Source organism: Streptomyces sp. NPDC050423 (assembly GCF_040655445.1).
In the GTDB taxonomy this organism is placed as follows: domain Bacteria; phylum Actinomycetota; class Actinomycetes; order Streptomycetales; family Streptomycetaceae; genus Streptomyces.
Map to the genome: position 1 here is coordinate 98,201 of NZ_JBFAJY010000018.1, position 17,690 is coordinate 115,890.

15 protein-coding genes and 3 pseudogenes are annotated in these 17,690 nt (G+C 71.1%); 11 read left to right on the top strand and 7 right to left on the bottom strand.

Annotation, left to right across the window (positions count from 1 at the left end):
• The first annotated feature begins 448 nt into the window (after window positions 1-448).
• Window positions 449-1,054 carry a class I SAM-dependent methyltransferase gene (locus AB0I52_RS16015; RefSeq protein ID WP_363072894.1) on the top strand — a complete coding sequence of 202 codons (606 nt, stop codon included), beginning with the start codon at window positions 449-451 and terminating at the stop codon, window positions 1,052-1,054.
• A gap of 387 nt (window positions 1,055-1,441) precedes the next feature.
• Here the strand turns inward: AB0I52_RS16015 and AB0I52_RS16020 are convergent, their stop codons facing one another.
• From AB0I52_RS16020 to AB0I52_RS16030, 3 genes are all read right to left on the bottom strand, one after another.
• Window positions 1,442-2,305: a hypothetical protein gene (locus AB0I52_RS16020; protein ID WP_363072896.1), complete on the bottom strand. Its 864-nt coding sequence runs from the start codon at window positions 2,303-2,305 to the stop codon at window positions 1,442-1,444.
• Complete coding sequence (locus AB0I52_RS16025; protein WP_363072898.1) at window positions 2,302-3,555, bottom strand: glycosyltransferase family 4 protein; 1,254 nt, start codon at window positions 3,553-3,555, stop codon at window positions 2,302-2,304. The genes AB0I52_RS16020 and AB0I52_RS16025 overlap by 4 nt, the downstream gene beginning before the upstream one ends.
• Window positions 3,556-4,137: 582 nt before the next feature.
• Window positions 4,138-5,067 (bottom strand): EamA family transporter, encoded by a 930-nt coding sequence (locus tag AB0I52_RS16030; RefSeq protein ID WP_363072900.1) that lies wholly within the window; start codon window positions 5,065-5,067, stop codon window positions 4,138-4,140.
• Window positions 5,068-5,238: 171 nt separating this feature from the next.
• Here AB0I52_RS16030 and AB0I52_RS16035 point away from each other — a divergent pair, with 171 nt between their 5' ends.
• The gene (locus AB0I52_RS16035) at window positions 5,239-5,835 is read left to right on the top strand and encodes a TetR/AcrR family transcriptional regulator (protein ID WP_363072902.1); all 597 of its coding nucleotides are present in this window, start codon (window positions 5,239-5,241) and stop codon (window positions 5,833-5,835) included.
• 422 nt (window positions 5,836-6,257) lie between these two features.
• On the opposite strand, the pseudogene AB0I52_RS16040 reads toward AB0I52_RS16035, so the two are convergent.
• Both AB0I52_RS16040 and AB0I52_RS16045 read right to left on the bottom strand, forming a co-directional pair.
• Window positions 6,258-6,401 (bottom strand): annotated as a pseudogene (locus AB0I52_RS16040) (aldo/keto reductase); the annotation flags it as partial.
• 77 nt (window positions 6,402-6,478) lie between these two features.
• Window positions 6,479-7,056, bottom strand: a pseudogene (locus tag AB0I52_RS16045) (alcohol dehydrogenase catalytic domain-containing protein); the annotation flags it as partial.
• 9 nt (window positions 7,057-7,065) lie between these two features.
• Between AB0I52_RS16045 and AB0I52_RS16050 the strand changes: the two are divergent.
• Together AB0I52_RS16050 and AB0I52_RS16055 are read left to right on the top strand one after the other, a co-directional pair.
• Window positions 7,066-7,200: a hypothetical protein gene (locus AB0I52_RS16050; protein WP_363072904.1), complete on the top strand. Its 135-nt coding sequence runs from the start codon at window positions 7,066-7,068 to the stop codon at window positions 7,198-7,200.
• 9 nt (window positions 7,201-7,209) lie between these two features.
• Window positions 7,210-7,425, top strand: a complete 216-nt coding sequence (locus AB0I52_RS16055; protein ID WP_363072906.1) for a hypothetical protein — start codon at window positions 7,210-7,212, stop codon at window positions 7,423-7,425.
• 7 nt (window positions 7,426-7,432) lie between these two features.
• On the opposite strand, the gene AB0I52_RS16060 is transcribed toward AB0I52_RS16055, so the two are convergent.
• Together AB0I52_RS16060 and AB0I52_RS16065 are read right to left on the bottom strand one after the other, a co-directional pair.
• A complete protein-coding gene (locus AB0I52_RS16060) occupies window positions 7,433-8,326 on the bottom strand; it encodes a DUF6801 domain-containing protein (RefSeq protein ID WP_363072908.1) in 894 nt (297 codons plus the stop codon).
• A complete protein-coding gene (locus AB0I52_RS16065) occupies window positions 8,323-10,662 on the bottom strand; it encodes a helix-turn-helix transcriptional regulator (RefSeq protein ID WP_363072910.1) in 2,340 nt (779 codons plus the stop codon). Before AB0I52_RS16065 ends, AB0I52_RS16060 begins: the two co-directional genes overlap by 4 nt.
• A gap of 191 nt (window positions 10,663-10,853) precedes the next feature.
• Here AB0I52_RS16065 and AB0I52_RS16070 point away from each other — a divergent pair, with 191 nt between their 5' ends.
• From AB0I52_RS16070 to AB0I52_RS16100, 7 genes and pseudogenes are all read left to right on the top strand, one after another.
• Entirely contained in the window at window positions 10,854-11,564 is a 711-nt protein-coding gene (locus AB0I52_RS16070) for a hypothetical protein (RefSeq protein ID WP_363072912.1), read from the top strand.
• The gene (locus tag AB0I52_RS16075) at window positions 11,561-12,532 is read left to right on the top strand and encodes a protein phosphatase 2C domain-containing protein (RefSeq protein WP_363072914.1); all 972 of its coding nucleotides are present in this window, start codon (window positions 11,561-11,563) and stop codon (window positions 12,530-12,532) included. Before AB0I52_RS16070 ends, AB0I52_RS16075 begins: the two co-directional genes overlap by 4 nt.
• Window positions 12,529-14,469 (top strand): hypothetical protein, encoded by a 1,941-nt coding sequence (locus tag AB0I52_RS16080; protein WP_363072916.1) that lies wholly within the window; start codon window positions 12,529-12,531, stop codon window positions 14,467-14,469. The genes AB0I52_RS16075 and AB0I52_RS16080 overlap by 4 nt, the downstream gene beginning before the upstream one ends.
• A gap of 56 nt (window positions 14,470-14,525) precedes the next feature.
• A complete protein-coding gene (locus AB0I52_RS16085; RefSeq protein ID WP_363072918.1) occupies window positions 14,526-14,753 on the top strand; it encodes a hypothetical protein in 228 nt (75 codons plus the stop codon).
• A 222-nt stretch (window positions 14,754-14,975) separates the two neighbouring features.
• A pseudogene (locus tag AB0I52_RS16090) lies at window positions 14,976-15,152 on the top strand (sensor domain-containing protein); the annotation flags it as partial.
• A complete protein-coding gene (locus tag AB0I52_RS16095) occupies window positions 15,152-15,883 on the top strand; it encodes a sensor domain-containing protein (RefSeq protein ID WP_363072920.1) in 732 nt (243 codons plus the stop codon). The pseudogene AB0I52_RS16090 and the gene AB0I52_RS16095, both read left to right, overlap by 1 nt.
• Before the next feature lie 8 nt (window positions 15,884-15,891).
• Entirely contained in the window at window positions 15,892-17,349 is a 1,458-nt protein-coding gene (locus AB0I52_RS16100) for a hypothetical protein (RefSeq protein WP_363072922.1), read from the top strand.
• Window positions 17,350-17,690: the final 341 nt, after the last annotated feature.

Here is a 17,690-nt window from a genome sequence, read left to right on the forward strand (position 1 = left end):
CCTCAGTTTACCAGCGAGGGCCCCGGCACACTCCGGTCCCGTCGGCGCGCCCGCTGCCGTCGCCGCCCGGCGGAACGGGTGCCCCAGTCGGCGCCTGCGGTCAGGGCGACGGTCGAGCGGGGGTTACTGCTCTGGCTGATTGGTTCCTTGGGTGAGATCGGGCGTCCTGGGTGGCCGGCCGGCAGGCAGGTGCGGCCACCCAGGGGGTGACGGTTCAGCGGTAGGTTCCGGACTCGCCCTCGACGGGCGGAGTTTTCAGGGTCGGCCAGCAGCGGTCATGCGTCGTACCCGGAGGATCAGCCGCTCGGTTCGGTACTCGCCGCACCTGGCGACCTCGTTGTTCTTCGGGCCGCCGGACTCCGACTGGGAGGCTCCGGGATGTGGCCCTCAGCGCTGTGGGTCCAGCCACTTCTTCGCGTAGTCACACGGACGCCCTATGGTTGTCCTCATGAGTCGCTGGACGGATTTGGCCGGGAAAGCGTCCGGGGAGGACTACGCCGCGCGATTCGCGACCCTGGCCCGTAGTGGCAAGAACGTGCATGGTGAGGCGCGGTTCTGTGCAGCTCTCGTGCCTGTCGGAGCGCGGGTGCTCGACGCCGGGTGTGGTACCGGACGCGTCATGATCCGGCTCGCGGAACTCGGATACGACTGTGTGGGGGTGGATCTTGATGCGTCGATGCTGGCAGTGGCGCGCAAGCAGTCGCCTGGACTGCCCTGGTTCCAGCTCGATCTGGCCGAGTTCGAGCCCGCCCTCCTCGGGATTGCAGGCGGCTTCGACCTTGTCGTTGCTGCGGGCAATATTTTCCCGTTGCTCGCCCCCGGCACCGAGAGCACGGTGGTTGAGCACCTGTCCGCGGCGCTGCGTCCGGGGGGCCTGCTGGTCGCCGGCTTCGGCCTGGACGCAGCCCACCTGCCGGTGCCGCCCAACCTCACACTGTCGGACTACGACGCCTGCTGCGCCGCGGCCGGCCTCACCCTCGTCGACCGGTTCGCCACCTGGGATGCCGACCCTTACGACGGCGGCGGTTATGCCGTCAGTGTCCACCGTCGGTGAGCGTGTACTGGACGTCTTGATCGCTGCGTCCACCACCACCGGGCGGGGCCGGGACCACTCAGCACCGGCGGTCGAGGCCGCCCACGCGGCAGTTCTGCGCCACGAGGACCGGGGCAGGTGCATGGGAGTACTCCTCCACGGCTGGTACGAGGTCGCCTGCCCCCGCTGCCCTGGACACCGGGGCGGCGGGGGAGCGGGCTCTTCCGCGTCCCCGCCGACGGAGCCTGTCGGCCAGTTCATTGCGATGGCGGACGAGGAAATCGCCGGGGAGCTTGGCCATCCTTCCCGTGGGCGACGGCCTGGTCACCCCCTGATGTCGCCCGCCGCTGCGCGCGGCGGGCCGACGCCACCTGTCGGCGAGTCAACCCCGCTTCCGCACACCGACGTTCACCGCGCGCGCTGCGGTGTGACCTCCACAGAGAGGTCGTTGTCGAACGTGTAGTACGGACGCGCCGATACCCCGCCGAGCACGGTAGCCGGGTAGACGAAGACCGCCTTGCGGTCCGCGATGTCGTCGAGCAGCCGGGCCACCCGGATCCGCGGCGCGCCGGTGGCCGGGTGGACGTACACGTCCCAGATCACCGGTGCCTTCCCCGCTCCCGGACCTCCGCCTTCCGCCACGAGTTCCTCGTAGTCGACGGTGAACGACAAGTCCTGGTCGCCCTCGGCCCGGAGTGCGATCCGCCGTACGGCGGTGTCCTGCCCCCGTCGGTTCAGCGACGCCGCCGCGCCCTTGCCCAGCCGGGCGCCGAACAGCCGCGCCGTCACGGTCATCGAATCACCCGCGAGGACGATCCGGCCGGCCTCCGCGTGCATGGCCCGCCACCAGGCCCGTACGGCGAGCCGGCCGTCCTTGGTGGCGTACGGGATCCGGACCGCCACCGGCGTTGGCCGGCCGTCGCTCCCGCCGGACACCAGCGCGCGCAGATCACGCAGACCGGGCAGCAGCGGTGTGCGCTCCTCACCCGGAGCGCCCACGACGTAGGCGTCCCAGCGGCCCTCCTCAAGAGCCGGGGCCGCCTCCAGAACGGCCCGCCACTGGTCCTGCCCCGCGGGCTCCAGCTCGACGTGGCGGCCGGTCCCCTCCGGCTCCCCCTTCTTCGGGCGCAGCTGAAGCAGCAGTTGGGGACGTGCCGAGGTGGGCAGGGGCAACCGTACGCGTACGACCAACCGCCCTTCCTTCTCCACCGTCACCTCCCCGCGGGGCTTCTCCACCGGTCCACTCGGGCCCACGCGCTCAACTCCACTCATCGCCGCGCCTTCCGTGCGACCCTCACGGCATTGCCGGCCGCGACGAGCATGGTGTCCCTGGCCGCGTAACCGCCGCTCACCAGGGCATGGTCCGTCCCTCGTGCCGGCCGGCCGTCACTCCGGGCCGCCAGCAGTTCCTCGAACAACCGCTCGGCCTGGGCGACGACGGGGGCGGGGGCGTAACGCCGGGAGTTCTCCAGCGCGGTGCGCCCCATGCGCCGGCGCAGTTCGTCGTCGCCCACGAGGTCCAGCAGGGCGCCGGCCAGCGCGTCCCGGTCCCCGACGGGAACCAGCCGGCCGTCCTCACCGGGGGCGATGATCTCGCCGGGGCCGTACGCACAGTCGGTGCTCACGACCGGCAGCCCGCAGCGCATCGCTTCGACGATGGTCATGCCGAAGGGCTCGAAATCGGACGTCGCCGCCCCGATCGAGCCCTTGACCCACTCGGCTTCCATCGGGGTCACCGGGCCCATCAGGAAGACGTTGTTGTACAGCCCCAACCGGTCGATGAGCCCACGCAGCCGCGCCTGTTCCTCGCCCTTGCCATAAATGCGCAACTTCCAGTCGGGATACGCTGCGGCGACCGCGGCGAAGGCCTCGATCAGCAGGTCGAACCGCTTCACCGGCGCCAGTCGTCCGGCGGCGACCACGACGCGCTCGCGGCCGTCCGCCGGCGGGAGGGCCGGGGCCGGGACGCTGTTGGGCAGCGCCTGCACCCGTACGCCCGGCAGCCGCATCTTGCGTCGGTAGGCGGCGGCGTCGGCCTCCGTGACGGGGGTGATCGCGTCCAGGCGCGGATAGACGCGGCGCAGCGCCTGGCGCAGCCGCGGCGGGTGGTTGTCGAGCGTGAGGTGTTCCTGTCCGACCCGCACAGTCCGCGTGGGGGCCTGGAGGGCCAGGTGGACGTTGAGGCCGGGGCGGGTACCCACGACGATGTCGGCGTCGAGCGACGCCAGCGCCTCGCTGATGCGCTCATCAGTGAGCGCGCTGTACTCCCGGTAGCGGTACTCGGACGAGGGAAAGATCTTCGCCGGTGTCAGATGCCGCGGGTCGTTCTGCTCGTGCCGCAGGTCCACCAGGGGCCGCAGCCGCACGCGCGGGTCGGGTGTGAGGCTGGGCCGTTCCCGGTTCCGGAGAGCCGAGATGACCTCCACATCGTGCCGATCGGCCAGCGCTCGGGCCAAGTTGAACGTAGTAGCGATCGTCCCTCCTATCCCATATGCGTTGTGTAAAAGAAATGAGATCTTCATGCCGTACATGACAGCCGGCAGCTACGGAAGGTTGCCTGTGCCCCGCGTCCGCAGGGATGGGCCCGCGGAGGCGGAGGCGAGCGGGGTACTGCTCCGTGCCGGGCCACTCGTACACGGTCGACTCCACCGACAGGTCCCGTACGCCCTTGAGGCGGACAGCCGTCGGGGGTTCGACCTCGAAGCGGTGCACGGGGTCGTTCACCAGGCGGAGGGTCGGCTTGCCGGCCCACTTCTCCGGGGGATCGCCCGGGTACGTCTTGGCGTAGCCCGGGTCATAGGCCTCGTGCACCGGCGTGAGCCGGGGAGCGTCCCCGGGTCATAGGCCTCGTGCACCGGCGTGAGCCGGGTAGCGTCCGCTTCGCCCGGGCGTTGTCCTCCGCGCAGGCGGGATGAGGGTCCATGACCGCGCCCAGTACGTCCGTAGCTGCGTCCGGACCCTCCAGAAGTGTGTGTACCGCCGTGAGAGGATCCACGTCCGTATCCCTGCCTATTGGTGCCTCGTGATATCGGCAAGCCTGGAGCCGGAACGCCCGGAACGCCCGGAACGCTGCGGGCGACGCGAGTCGACCCTGTCGCGCGCGGTCATTTTGCTCTGGTCGCGCTGTCCCGGACTGTGTCCTGCGTGGCCGCTCGGTGATTCTGCTGGGCATGGGAAGTGTGGCCGATGGCCTTGTCGGTTGCCGCTTCCATGGGCGGTTGTGTGTGCTGTGCGGCATCCGGGGCGAGGGAGGCCGGCGGCGTTCCAGCGCGCCAGGTCGCTGTGGCGCCCGCTGAGATGATCAATCCCATGCCGACGAGCACCGGTGCGGAGAGGCCCTCGGCGAGGGCTACGGCGCCGACGAGTGCGCCCATCACGGGGTCGAGGGAGAACAGTGTCGCGACCACTTTGGTGGTGGCCAGCTTCACGGCTTGGAAGTCCAGGGTGAAGGCGAGGGCGACCCCGACGGCGCCGGAGGCGGCGACCGGGCCCCAGTCGGATCCGTCCATGCCCGGAGTGGCGGGGATGGAGAAGGGGAGCAGCAGCGTCGCCGATACGCAGACCGACAGGGTCAGTCCCTCCAGTCCGGAGGAGGTCCGGCCCACGCGCTGCGCGAAGACCGTGTAGCAGGCGAGGGCCAGCGCGGAAAGCAGGCCGAAGGCGACTCCGGCCCATTCGGCCGTCCCGCCGGGCCCCGTGACCAGGACTACGCCCGCCAGACCGGCTGCGGGGAAGAGGGCTTCCCGCCAGGCGCGCGCCGAGGCGACCGCCACGACGAATGGCCCGAGGAACAGCAGCGTCGCCGCCACGCCGAGCGGGAGGCGGCCCACCGCGCAGTAGTAGGCCACGTTCATCGCGGCCATCGCCGCGCCGTAGACGGCCATGCCGGCCCACTCGCGCCGCGTGTGCCCGCGGACCCTCGGGCGTACCAGCACCAGCAGGATGAGGGCAGCGCAGAGCTGCCTGAGCCCGGCGACGGCGGGAGCGCCCAGCCGATCGAAGAGAGTCGAGGCGAGTGCTGCTGAGGCTTGCACGCTCAGACAGCTGACGAGGACCAGGCCCGCGCCGATGAACGCTCGGGTACGGGCAGGTCTCGTGCAGGCCGGTACGGACACGTGCGCACCTCCGGTCGGAACAATCGGCGGTTCACACTCTCATCCCACTGAAACGATCGTTTCAGTGTAACGCTGGTTATTGTGGAAGCCATGGACCAGGACACCGGCGAAGCGGCGGTCAGCGCGTCCCCCAGAGACCGATTGCTCGACGCCGCCGACGAACTCTTCTCCCGGGACGGCATCGCCCGCACCAGCGTCGATCAGGTGCTGCACCACGCCCATGTCGCGCCCGGCACGCTGTACGCGCACTTCAGTGGGAAGGACGGTCTGATCGCCGCCGCGCTGCGCCGGCGCATGGACCGCTGGGATCAGACATGGCAGGAAGCCATTGACGCTGCGGCCACACCCGCCGAGAAGCTCCTGGCCCTTTTCGACGCGGTCTCCACCTATCGGGGCCGGTACACCCCGGGCCGCGGATGTGCCTTCCTCGCGACCAGCACCGAGCTGCCCGACCTCGACCACCCCGTCCGGGCCGTGATCACGGCAGAGTCCACACTCCTCCTCACCCGGCTGAACCAGCTGGCTGGGACCGTCACCACCGACGATCCCGGCACCCTGGCAGGTGACGTACTGCTCGTGTACGACGGAGCCATGGCCGGCCTGCAGCGAGGACGGACCCCAGATCCCCTCGGCCGTGGCCGGGCGCTGGCGAGTCGCCTGATCCAGAACGCGATCGAGACCGCATAGGACCGTGTCCGGCGGGTCAGTTTGTGTAGCTGTTTGTAGCAGCAGACCGGGGCAGGAGGCGGCGTAGTCGCGTTCGGTGGTGCCCAGGCCGCTCATCGCCGTAGTAGTTCTCGCCAGGCCGGGAGAAGTAGGCGAGCAGGATTTTGCCGCGAGGTGGGCAGGTGGACCTGGCTGCCGGCGATGTTGTGGTCCGGCCGGACCTCTGCCGGTCGGGGTCGGATGTGCAGGCCGTGAGCGCGGTGGTCATGGCGGCAGCTCCGGTCAGCAGCGCGGCACGCACCAGTGTGCGCCGCGCCGGCAGACGGTCGGTTCGGGTCACGGGCCAGTCCCCGGGGGGACGAACGGTCGGGCAGGAAGCAGGGGTGGGCGGCAGGCCGACGGGCCTCCGCCCATCCCTTGCAGTCGTCGCGTTGCGTTTCGGATCAGGCGTCGAGGCGGCGCTTGGCGAGCCAGGTGACGATCTCGGGGTCGTGGTGGTCGACGAACAGGGAGCTTCCGGTGTCGAGGGTGGCGATCTCGGCCATCTGCTCGTCGGTGAGCTCGAAGTCGAAGACGTCGAAGTTCTCGCCATGCGCTCGGCGAAGACGCGGCCGGGGGGCGATGGCGCCGTCCAGGACGTCGGGCAGGAGCTGCTCGGTGTAGGCGCGCACAGGCCGACCGCGCCATCCCCGACGACAAGCACGGTGTCGCCGCGGCCGACGCCGGCCGTGACGGCGCCATGGTGGCCGGTGATCATGACCTCGGAGAGGGCCAGCAGGACGGTAGCAACGCGGAGTCTGCGGCGACGGGGAGCTTGACCAGGGTGCCGGCTGCCTGCGGGACACGGACGGCCTCGCCCTGTCCGCCATCCACGCCGTCGAAGCCGTACCGGCCGCCATGGCGACAGGAGATGTGCAGGCCCTTGGTGCAGTAGTCGCAGGTGTTGTCGCTGTAGGTGAACGGGGCCACGACCAGATCGCCCGGCGTCAGGCCGGTCGCCTCCGCACCAGCCTCTTCGACGACGCCGAGGAACTCGTGCCCCATCGGGCGTCCGGTGTCGGTGGCGGGCATGGAGGCGGAGGGCCACAGGTCGCTCCCGCACGCGCACGAGGCGATCACACGGACGACGGCGTCGGTCGGCTGGACGATCTTCGGGTCGGGCCGGCTCTCGACGCGGACGTCGTGTCGTGTCCGCTTGTCTCGGCTGGCGCGTGTTGCCCTGTCAGCACGACGAGGAGGCAGCACTCCAGCATGATCGATCAGCAGCCCGAGAACGCAGTCTTCGCCGGAGTCGACACCCACACCGACACCCACCACGCCGCCGTCGTGGACCCGCTGGGACGTCCTGCCGCCGACCAAGAGTTTCCCACCACCACCCAGGGGTAACGCGCTCTGTTGACGTGGCTCATCACGTTCGGGCAGGTACAAGCGGTCGGGGTGGAGTGCACCGGCTCGTACGGGGCCGGCTTGACGACGGTGCTCAGCGCGGCCGGCCTGATGGTGGTCGAGGTCAACACCCCTGACCGTGGCACCCGCCACGCCCGCGCGACATCCCGCGCCCAGCACCATGACATGCCCCGGCACAAGGTGAGAGGGACCAGCGCCCGGTGACGGGCGGTCATGACGTGCTGCGACGCTTCGACCGCCGGTGGAGGACGGCGGCTGCGGCAATGGCGGCGAGGGCTGCGGCGATTGCGGCGGTGATCAGGCCGACGCCCGCGGGGTGGGCGGTTTGTGACAGCGGGACGGCGGATGCCGGCGGTGGAGGGGCTTGCGGGGTGACTGTGGCGGCGGCCGGGGTTGCGACGGCGGAGGCGTCCGTTCCCGGCGGGGTGGTGGCAGGGCTTGCAGAGGATGAGGCCGGGGCGGTGGGGGACGGGGTGGGGGAGGTGTTCGCAGGGGTGACGTCAAAGGGGGCGACGGTCATGTCCTGGCTGGCGTTCAGGGTGCAGGGGACGTCGACCCGGCCAGGCCCGGCCAGGTTGCCGTCGGCGTCCTTGGGCACGAGGTGGAGGGTGAAGCTGCCGGCGGTCACGCGTCCGGTGCCGGGGCGGGTGAAGGAAAGCCGGGGCGCGTTGCCGGTGGCGGAGATCTCGAAGGAGCCGGAAGCGGGGACGGCGGTGCGGGTGATGGTGAGATGGACGAGGACGGCGGTCTCGCTCTGCGGGGCGAGGACGCGGGTCTCGGCGTCGACCGAGCCTTCGATGGTGCGCACCCCGAGGACGTAGCGCAGGCCGAGGGTGAAGGATGCCTCGACGGTGGCGGCCGCCTGGATGGCGAAGGCCGAGCTGGACTCGCCGGCCGGCAGGGTGGCCGGGATGTCCGCGGAGATCCTGGCAGTGATGGCCTGTCCGCCGATGGTCGGGAAGACGCAGGTGTAGTGCAGGGTGGGGGCGGGCCGGGCGGCTGCGGGGGCGGTGGCGAGAGCGCCGACAAGAGCGGTGGCGGTCGCGGCAACGGCCGCGCGCCGGGTGCGCCCGCTCGGGCGGTGCATACGGGATTCGGCGCTCATCGTGCCCCTTTTTTCGAGTGGTCGCGTCGGCGCTGTCCGCGGCCGTGGCGCTGCTGGTGGCTGCGGCTCAGGTGGCTCTGGATCCAGGCATGGCGGAACTGGTAAACCGCGCCGACCTGGCGGAGCACGCCGCGCTGGTGGGCGTCGTCCAGGAAGGCAATCAGCGCCCAGGGCAGTTGGCCCGTGAGCGGCAGCCAGATGCGGGCCAGTGCCACCCACTGACCCCAGGCGGTCAGGCTCAGTCCGTAGCCGAGCCCGGCGCCGAACGCGCCCTCCAGCCCGAAGACCAGGCCGACCTCGAAGCCGCGCAGCGGCCCATACACGATGCCGTTGACCAGACCGACGCCGATACCGAGGACGAGAGTCCAGGTGAGCAGGTGGTAGGCGACGTTGCGGCGGTCGATGTGCAGCAGGTCTGCGGGACTGACCACAGTTTCGGTGCGGACCGGGGCCTCGAACAGGGCGATCAGGCCGAAGACCAGCCCGATCGAGAGGGCGATCGGTACAACGAACACAAGCCCGGCGGCGATGCTCGCACTCTGTCCGTCAGCGAGGCCGAGCGGGGCCACCAGGCCTTCGTCGACCAGGATGAGCAGCGCCATGCCGGCCGCTCCGCCCAACAGACCGATCAGGAACCGGATGCAGGCATTGCGGCGGGTTGTCGGGGTGCCGATGCCGAGCCGCATACGGACCGGCGAGGGTCTGAGGGCGGCGCGGGCGGAGGCGTGCCAGTAGACGAGTCCGAAGAGTGTGCCGGCGGTGAGGCCGTGCAGGACGCCGACCAGCAGGCCGCGGACGACGGCGAACCGGAGGCTGTGCGAAGTGGCGACCAGGTCGACGGGGACGTTGCCGATCGCGGTGGTGACGCCGAAGGCGAGGCCGGCCAGGACGGCGATGATCACAGTGCGGGAGAGGCGACTCATGCCGGTGCCGACCTCCCACCAGGTGAGGTCCTGCCGTTCGCGGCCGAGTCGGGTCAGGTGGTCGGCGAGGTGGCCGAGCCAGCGTTCGGCGCGTTCCGCGTCCCACGATCCGGGTCGGCGGTGGGCGGTGTCGAGCCGTTCAGTGGGACGGGGGCGGTAGACGGCGGGGACGAACCCGGCCAGCAGGTGCTCCTCGATCGCATCGGGGTCGGGGAAACGGGCGGTGTCCAGGAGTTCGCCCGGCCGCCGATCCGGGTGGTCGCTGTACATGGTGCGGGCGAGGGCGATCATCAGCGGGGTGCGCAGCGCGGCAGCGAGGTTAGCGCGGCCGGCGCTCTCCGCCGTCCGGGCGGGGTCGAGGACGGCCTCCCAGGTCGCGCCCTGCCCGTCGGTGTCGGCGGGCCCGGGGAAGGCCGGGTCGGTCCGGGGCAGGTAGCCGCGCAGGTCGTCGAGGTCGAGGTCGCGCAGTTCCAGGACAACGGCGGCGGCCAGCGGAGCGTGCGCCTCTCGGACGGCGGGGGTGAACTCGGCGTGCCGGCTGGTCAGGACGAGCGGCAACTGGGAGAGGTTGAGTGCTTCGAGGGCCGGGGCGCGCAGGTCTTCGGCGAGTTCGTCGAACCCGTCCAGGACGGGGAGGACGAGATCGTCGTCGAGCAGGTCCGCAGCCAGTGTCTTGCCGCTGGGCACCCGCCGGGCCAGGTGCGGGTAGTCGCGCAGCAGCCGGGCAATCAGCCAGTCGCGCAGGGCCACGGTGGTCGGGTTCCAGGCGCCGAGGCTGAAGATCACCGGCACCCGTTCGTTGCGGGTTCGGGCGTCCAGCAGGTCGAGGGCGAACCGCACCGCCAGGATCGACTTGCCCGATCCGGCCCGGCCGAGTACCACCAGCCGGCCCGACGGCACGCGCCGGTAGATCTCGGCGACCCGCCGCAGGTCGCCGCTGAGGTCCGGTTCGGTGCGGGCCTCGCCGGGGGCCAGCAGGTGGGCGTTCGCAGACTGGTCGGCCACCCCCGCCGACACCTGCTGCCAGCGCACCGGAAGTGCGAACGGGTGGTGCACCCGGTGCTGGGCCTCCTCGCGGCGCCAGCGCTGCCGGCTCTCGCGGGCCAGTTCCTCGGCGGCGTCGGCGAGCGGGCCGTGGTCCCGGGGCGGCGGCGCTGGTTCCGGTGGTGGGGGCACCGGGGCTTCCGGGACGGTGCCCCCGCTGAGGGCACTCAGCCGGCGGCGGTCCTCGGGGCCGGCGTCGAGCGCGTCCGCGATGCGGTTGATGGTGCCGAGCCGGTGGTCGAAGGGCCGGTCGGTCTCGATCCGGCGGACAGTGCTCTCGCCGAGCCCAGCCCGCTCGGCGAGCTGGAACTGCGTCAGACCGGCCTGCTTCCGTAACTGCCGCACCAGTGCTCCGAGCGTCTCCGCCACGCCCCGCCCTTCCCCCGAAGATTCAAAAGAACAGACGCGAGCCTACCGCTGACGACCGGTCACATATGACCGGTGCTGTGACCTGTGCGTTTGCCTGATGCGACGCCAGCATCGGTGGTGCGGACAGCGGTTCCGCGGCCCCCGGCGCACCTCGTTGCGCGGCGGGCCGCCCCGTCCGCGACACCAGTTGCATGAACTTGAGAAAGGCGGTGTTTGCAATGGCGGAGGCGAAGGGCGTCCTGCTGCCGGCCTACGTGGTGGCCGACGAGTCGGGCTCGATGGCCCCGTACCAGCGGGAGCTGGGGGACGGGGTGGCGTCGCTGTGCGAGAAGCTGCGGGCGGAGCCGATGGTCGCGGCCAAGCTCCGGCTGGCCGTGCTGGGCTTCTCCGACGACGTCCAGGTCCGGCTCGCGGTGGCCGACATGCGCACCGAGACCACGGTGCCCCGGTTGGTGATCCGCGGGGTGACCAACTACCAGGCCGTCTTCGAGGACCTGCTGCAGCGGATCCCCGGCGACGTGAAGTGGCTGCGCGGCGAGGGCTACCGGGTGCACCGCCCGGTGGTCTTCCTGCTCAGCGACGGCCAGCCCACCGACGGCTCGTCCTGGCACGCGCCGCACGCGGAGCTGACCGACCGGGACCGCACGCCGACCGCGCCGAACATCATCGCCTGCGGTCTCGGCGACGCCTGGGCGCAGACCATGGTCAAGGTCGCGACCCGCCCCGAGTTCGCCTTCCTTGCCAAGTCCGGAACCGACGTCGGCCGGGCGATCTCGGAGTTCTTCCACTCGCTCACCATGAGCCTGGTGGCCTCCGGACACGCCCTGAACTCGGCCAACCCGCAGCTGGTGGTAAACCGGCCCGACCAGTTCACCATGGCCATCGACGAGGTCGGCCGGTGACGCCCGCCCGCCGGGGCGACCCGGACCCCGTGCCGCCGGCGGCGCCCCCGAGGCCCGCCGGGCCGCCCCCGGCGACCGGACCGGACCTGGTGCCGTGGCAGCGGATCATCGTGGACGTGCCGGGCCTGGAGTTCGAGGCCCGGCCGCCCAGCCAGTACGCCTTCGACTTCCCCGACAGCGAGTGCGAGGGCTGGTCCACCGACCGGCTCACCCTGCGGTTCGCCTCCGTCCGCGGCGCCAAGCACCGCTACTACCGGCAACCACGCCAGGACGCGGCGCGCGCCGCCGTGCACGAGGCCACCGGCAGCATCGTCTTCGCGGTCGCCGACGGCGTGTCCAGCGCCGCAGAGTCCCACCAAGGCGCCGTCGAGGCGTGCCGGGCCGCCGTCGAACGCATCCTGCACCTGCTCGACCGGAGCGCGGAGCGGCTGGACGGCGCCGACGTCGCGGCCCACGCCGCGGAACGGCTGCACGAACTGGCGCGGTGGCGGCTCGGCGTCGCCGCGCCGCAGGCGGCCGAGGTGGCCCGGCTGTACGCGACCACCCTGGTGGCGGGGGTGGTCCGTGCCGCGGGCGACGTCCTGGAGGCCGAAGTGTTCCGGATCGGCGACTCCGGGGCGTGGCTCCTCGACCGGGCCGGCGGCGGATATCACCCGCTGTTCGGCGGCAAGGCCGTACCGGGCACGCCGCTGGTCAGTAACGAGGTCTCCCCGCTTCCACTGGTCCCCGACCGGCCGGAGACCGCCATCGAACGGCTGGCCGAGCCGTGGACGCTGCTGGTCGGCACCGACGGGTTCGGCGACCCGCTCGGCGAGGGCGACGGCCGGGTCGGGGAGCTGTTTGCCCGTCACCTCGCCGCGCCACCACATCCGTTGTGGCTCGGCCACGTCCTGGACTTCACCCGGGAGACCTTCGACGACGACCGCACCCTGCTGGCGATCTGGCCCCGGGCCGAGGGAGCGAGGTGAGCGCGCGGCCGCTCGGCCCGGTCGAGTTCGCCACGCTGGCCCTGGACGGGGAACTCGGCCGAGGAGGCCAGGGATCGGTCCACCGGGTGCGCAACAAGCACATCAACGAGTCAGCGGCCGACGGCGGTTGGGAGGTCGTCTACAAGGAGTACGCCCCGGCGGTGCTGCCGCAGGTGGACGCCGCCGCGCTGGCCGCCGCGGTCGCACTGCCCGGGCGGCTGACCGGAGAACAGGGACGCTGGCTGTGCGAGAAGACCGCCTGGCCTGCCGCCGTGGTCCGGCGCGGCGGACAGACGTGCGGGTTCCTGATGCGGGCCGTCCCCGACCGCTTCCGCTTCACGCTCCGGACCCTGGCGGCCGGCAACCAGGGCTCGCCCCGGCTCGCCACCCTGGAGTACCTCCTCAACGAGGACGCCTACGTCGCCGGGATCGGACTGACCGTCACCGACCGGGACCGCCTGCTGCTGCTCGCCGACCTCGCGACCACCCTCGACCGGCTGCACCGCCTCGGCGTCGCCGTCGGCGACCTCTCGCCGAAGAACCTGCTCTTCGCCCCCGCGCAGCAGCCCGAGTGCTTCCTCATCGACTGTGACGCGGCCCGCACCGACCTTGCGACAGTACTGCCGCAGGCCGAGACCCCGGACTGGCACGTCCCCGCGGGCGAGGAACGGGCGACCCGGCACAGCGACACCTACAAGCTCGCCCTGCTCGCCGTCCGCCTCTTCGCCCGCGACCAGAGCACCACCGACCCGGCCGCGCTGGCAGCGATCGACCCGGCCCTCGGCGCCCTGGCCCGTGCCTCGCTCGGCACGGACCCGGCCACCCGGCCGACGCCCGCCGCCTGGTCCGAGCAACTGGCCTCGGCTTCCGGCAAGTTGAAACCAGGCCGCGGGCCGAAAGTAGCCGGGGGAGCGAAGCCGAAGCCGCCGACCGGGCTGGCTGCCCCGCGACCACACGTCAACAGCGGAGCAGGTTCGACGGGTTCCGCAGCAGGCGGCACGGGAGTGGGCAGCACAGCGGCCCGGATCGGCAAGGTACTCGCCGCCGTGGTCGCCGTCGTGGCAATGCTGCTGATTGTGGCCCACCGTGACGACTCCCACCCGGCCGACACCCGCACGGCCGCCGACAACGACACGCCGATGGCCACTCACCCGTCACGCTCCGCCGGCAGTTCGTACCGGACCCCGCAGCCCGATCCGACCCTCAGCAGCACCCGACCGAGAACCCCGACACCGACACCCACGCCCACCCCGAGCCCGAGTCCGACCGACCCGGTCGCCACCGCGGGCGTCGGCGACTGCTTCTTCGACACCGGGACCAGCGGTCACGCCGACCTCACCCCGACCACCTGCACCACCGGGACGTTCAAGGTCGTCCGAATCAACGAGGGCAGCACCGACCTGGACGGCTGCGCCAAAGTGCCCCGAAACGACGAAAGCGTCAGCTCCAGGCGCTACTCGCGCGTCCTGTGCCTCAGTTACCAGAGTTCCGGCGGGGACTCCTACCACGCCCGGCAGGGCGACTGCGTCTTCGGGCCGAATGGCGCGGGTCCATGGTCGCTGCTGTCCTGCCGGACCGGCGCCTTCAAGGTCCTCGCCGTCTACCACGGCACCAGCGACCACTCCAAGTGCGACAGCTGGCCCCACTACAACCAGTGGCGGACCGTCTCCGGCCCCAAGGGCGCGGGCCAAGACGTCTTGCAGTGCCTGTCCATGGTGTTCCCCGATGACGCGGGATACGCCACCGTCCGCGAATGCCTGTCCAAGTCGGGCTCCACCTTCACCAACGTCGGCAGCTGCGACCGCTCCAACGTCTACGTCACCGGACGCACCAGCACGCCGAGCCACTCCGCATTCTGCGGCCAGGACGGCTCCACCTACTGGCGCTCCAACGAGTTCCACAACCTCGGCTACACCGTCTGCTGGCGCTGGCGCTGACCCCGCCGCGCGGCAACCGACCCACCATCCCACCGACAAAGATTTAAGGATCCGACATGGCATACCGCTACCGGTGCGGCGAGTGCAGCTTCAAGACCTCCTGGGGCACCGAATCCCAGGGCGAGCAGGCGCAGATCACGCACTACACCGACCGCCACCCCGGCCTGTGCCCCGGCGGAACGGTCGAGGCCAACACCAAGAACCCGGAGGGCAGCATCGGCTGCCTCGGCGTCCTCGCCGTGCTGTTCCTGCTGTTCGTCCTCGCCGCCTCGTGCAACCGATGAACGGCGCTGACCCGAACACCGCAACCAGGAAGGACGTCATGACGAAGCATTACTGGAACCAGGACCCGGCCGCACCGGCGCCGCCCACCTGGCAGCAGACGCCACGCGCGGTGCCGCCCCAGCTCGGCCCCGGCGGCGGCGCGGCGCCGCCCGCGCCCGTGCAACCGGCTGCCGGGCCGGGCGCGCAGCCGCCGGCCGCGTCGGTGACGCCGGCCGCACTCCCCGCTCGCCGTGACCCCGTCGGAATGCGCCATCGCCGCCGGACCGACGACGCAGTCGGTCTACGGGCAGGCGTGGAAGGCGTTCCTGTCGGCGACCTACCAGGACGCCGCAGGCTCGGGCAGCTACACCGTGAACCAGGTGATCGGCGTGATCCCGGAAGGAACGTGGGAGGTCTGATGACCAGCAAGGAAGTCCCGGACAGCACGTGGTCCGCTGCGGCCCAACCGGGGGCCGAGGCCCGGGCCCGCCGATTGCGCGTGGTTGTCCCGCTCGCGGCCGTCCTGGCCGCGCTCGTCGCGGGGCTGGTGTGGTGGCAGTGGCCCTCGGACGCGGACGGCGGGCCGGCCCCGGTGGCGGGGACGATCCAGGCGACCGTGCTCTCCTCGAAGGAGGTCAGTCGCGCCGTCGGGGACACGCTGAACAGCGAGACCCGTGCGAGCAGGCCCGCGGGCCCGCTGCAGGCCGACCCGCCAGGGTGCTCCGTGGCGGTGGGCCCTGCGACCACGGTCGTATACGAGGGGGGCTGGACTGCTTTCCTGACGGTGGTTCAGCAAGATTCCGCCGCCGCCCCGGAGCGCACCGCGACCCAGACCGTGGGCCGCTACGCCACCGCCGATCAGGCCCGCTCCGCCTTCGAGAACCTCTCCGAAGGAATTGGTGCCTGCAAGAACGCCGTACGGGCCGCCCCGCACGGCGGCACCGCGTCGAAGTGGACCTACCAGATGGACGGTTCCACGTCGGGGACGCTGCAGTGGACTGCTGCGCAGGACCAGGCCGGGGGATGGTCCTGCTACCGGGAAGCCCGACTGAAGGCGTCGACACTTCTTCAGGTCTCGGTCTGCGGGGCAGGTGACGGCCGCACGGCCGCCCATTCGATCGCCAACCAGATCGCTGGGCGGGTGCAGTGACGAACCGGATGCGCCGCCTGCCGGCGCTCGCCTTGACCCTGCTCCTGACCGTGCTCGCCCCCACCGCGCCGGCCCAGGCTGCCACCGGCTCGTCCGAGGTAAGCGGGACCGCGATCGAAGCCCTCGTCACCGGCGCCGCGTACCCCGCCTCACTCAACGCGCAGATCAGGGCATTCGACCAGCAACTGTCCGCCCTGCCCACCCAGAAGGACCTCGACGGCCAGCAGAGCGCGCTCGACAAGCGGACCACCGCCTACAACAAGCAGTCCAGCGCGGTACTGGCCGCGCTCGATGCCAACGACCAGAAGATCGACACCCACAACGCCAAGGTCGCCCAGTACCCCAACGGTGCGCCGCCGTCGGTCGCCGATGCGCTCAACGCCGAGGCCCAGGCCGTCAACAGCGAGCAGCAGCGGCTCAAGGACCAGGCCGGGAAGATCGCCGACGAGGGCAACTCGATCAAGGCCGATCAGAAGGCCCTGGACGGTCGGAAGTCGGACCTGGACACCAAACGCAGCGCTCTGCGGACCACCCGCGGGACCCTGATCGCACAGATGGCGACCGCCCTCGCAGCCCTGCTCACTCCGCCGCCCCCGGGCGCAGGCCAGGCGGACGGGGGCGACCGGGCCCACCCCGCTGCTGCGGCGCCACAGGTCGACGGTGGCGACAGCGTTTCGGGCGCCACCTCGGGCAAGCCATTGGGCCAGTACGCTGACCATAGCGGCGAGAAGGTCGACAAGCGGCCGGTCACGGCCGTCCTGTCCCCGAATGCCGCGTCCAGGGCGAGCGCCGACAACGCTGGCGTCCTCCCGCCGATCCGGTTCTACAACGGGCTGGTCAAGAAACCCGACGGCACCTACCGCGCGCTGTACTTAAGTAGCTCCGTCCAGAAGCTGACCGCGGCCGAGAAGGCGTTCGATGACACCGTCGGCCGGGGCGCAGCGGGAATCGCCATCGTCGACGGCAAGAAGATCCTCATCACCGAGGTCCAGCCGGTCGACGCGCCGCCCGCGCCACAGCCCGACCAGCAGGTCCGCCATCTAGCACTTGGACTGTCGTCCGGAGGGATCGAGAACTTCGCAGAGGACAACGGCTTCGAGCACCTGATGAGGAGGGACATCACGAGGGCCGAGCTGCGCCGGGAAACCCTCAGCCGGCTGAACTCACCGAACTACCAGATCCACTTCTCGCTCAAGGACATGAGCCAGACGGACTACCCCAATATCCTGCTCCGCGGCTACACGTGGGAGAAGGACCTCAGATGGAGGGGAAAGATTCCCCAGGCCAACGGCAAGATCATGCCGTTCGCCGAGAAGTGGGAGTTTGCTCCGAGCGTCACCGACTGGGAGTTGTACATGGTCCACACCCTGCCGGGCGTTCTCGAACGGACCACTTTTTACGACAAGGATGGCAAGGTCATGGAGACCAGCCCCTTCCTCTCCTACTTGGCGCAGTTGCCCCAGTAGTGGCACCGGGCGCCGGAGAGCGGCGACGCAGACCGGGTTCCGGACCCGCGGCGGGATCCGGAACCCGATGCGGCGTCAGTTCGCTCGGCCCGGGCGATGGGCGCGGAACCTTGTCACGGGCGTGCCCCGTGAGCTGCAGACTGATCTGCCGGAAGTCGTCCGGTGAGAGTTTGGCCGGGTCGGTCACGGCAAGCATGGTCCGCACGAGGAGCATGTGCGGCTCCCGGTCCAGGGGCAGCTCCGAGTCCAGCCTGCCTTCGGGGTCATGGAGGACCTGATGTGTGCTCACGAAGGCCCACGAGGCGAGGATGCGCAGCCCGTCGTGAGTGGGTGATCCCACC

Coding starts and splice junctions, on each gene's coding strand:
- AB0I52_RS16050 (WP_363072904.1), top strand. CDS start 7,066: ATGATCGATCAGCAGCCCGAGAACGCAGTCTTCGCCGGAGTCGACACC.
- AB0I52_RS16060 (WP_363072908.1), bottom strand. CDS start 8,326: ATGAGCGCCGAATCCCGTATGCACCGCCCGAGCGGGCGCACCCGGCGC.
- AB0I52_RS16025 (WP_363072898.1), bottom strand. CDS start 3,555: ATGAAGATCTCATTTCTTTTACACAACGCATATGGGATAGGAGGGACG.
- AB0I52_RS16100 (WP_363072922.1), top strand. CDS start 15,892: ATGCGCCGCCTGCCGGCGCTCGCCTTGACCCTGCTCCTGACCGTGCTC.
- AB0I52_RS16015 (WP_363072894.1), top strand. CDS start 449: ATGAGTCGCTGGACGGATTTGGCCGGGAAAGCGTCCGGGGAGGACTAC.
- AB0I52_RS16070 (WP_363072912.1), top strand. CDS start 10,854: ATGAACTTGAGAAAGGCGGTGTTTGCAATGGCGGAGGCGAAGGGCGTC.
- AB0I52_RS16095 (WP_363072920.1), top strand. CDS start 15,152: ATGACCAGCAAGGAAGTCCCGGACAGCACGTGGTCCGCTGCGGCCCAA.
- AB0I52_RS16020 (WP_363072896.1), bottom strand. CDS start 2,305: ATGAGTGGAGTTGAGCGCGTGGGCCCGAGTGGACCGGTGGAGAAGCCC.
- AB0I52_RS16035 (WP_363072902.1), top strand. CDS start 5,239: ATGGACCAGGACACCGGCGAAGCGGCGGTCAGCGCGTCCCCCAGAGAC.
- AB0I52_RS16085 (WP_363072918.1), top strand. CDS start 14,526: ATGGCATACCGCTACCGGTGCGGCGAGTGCAGCTTCAAGACCTCCTGG.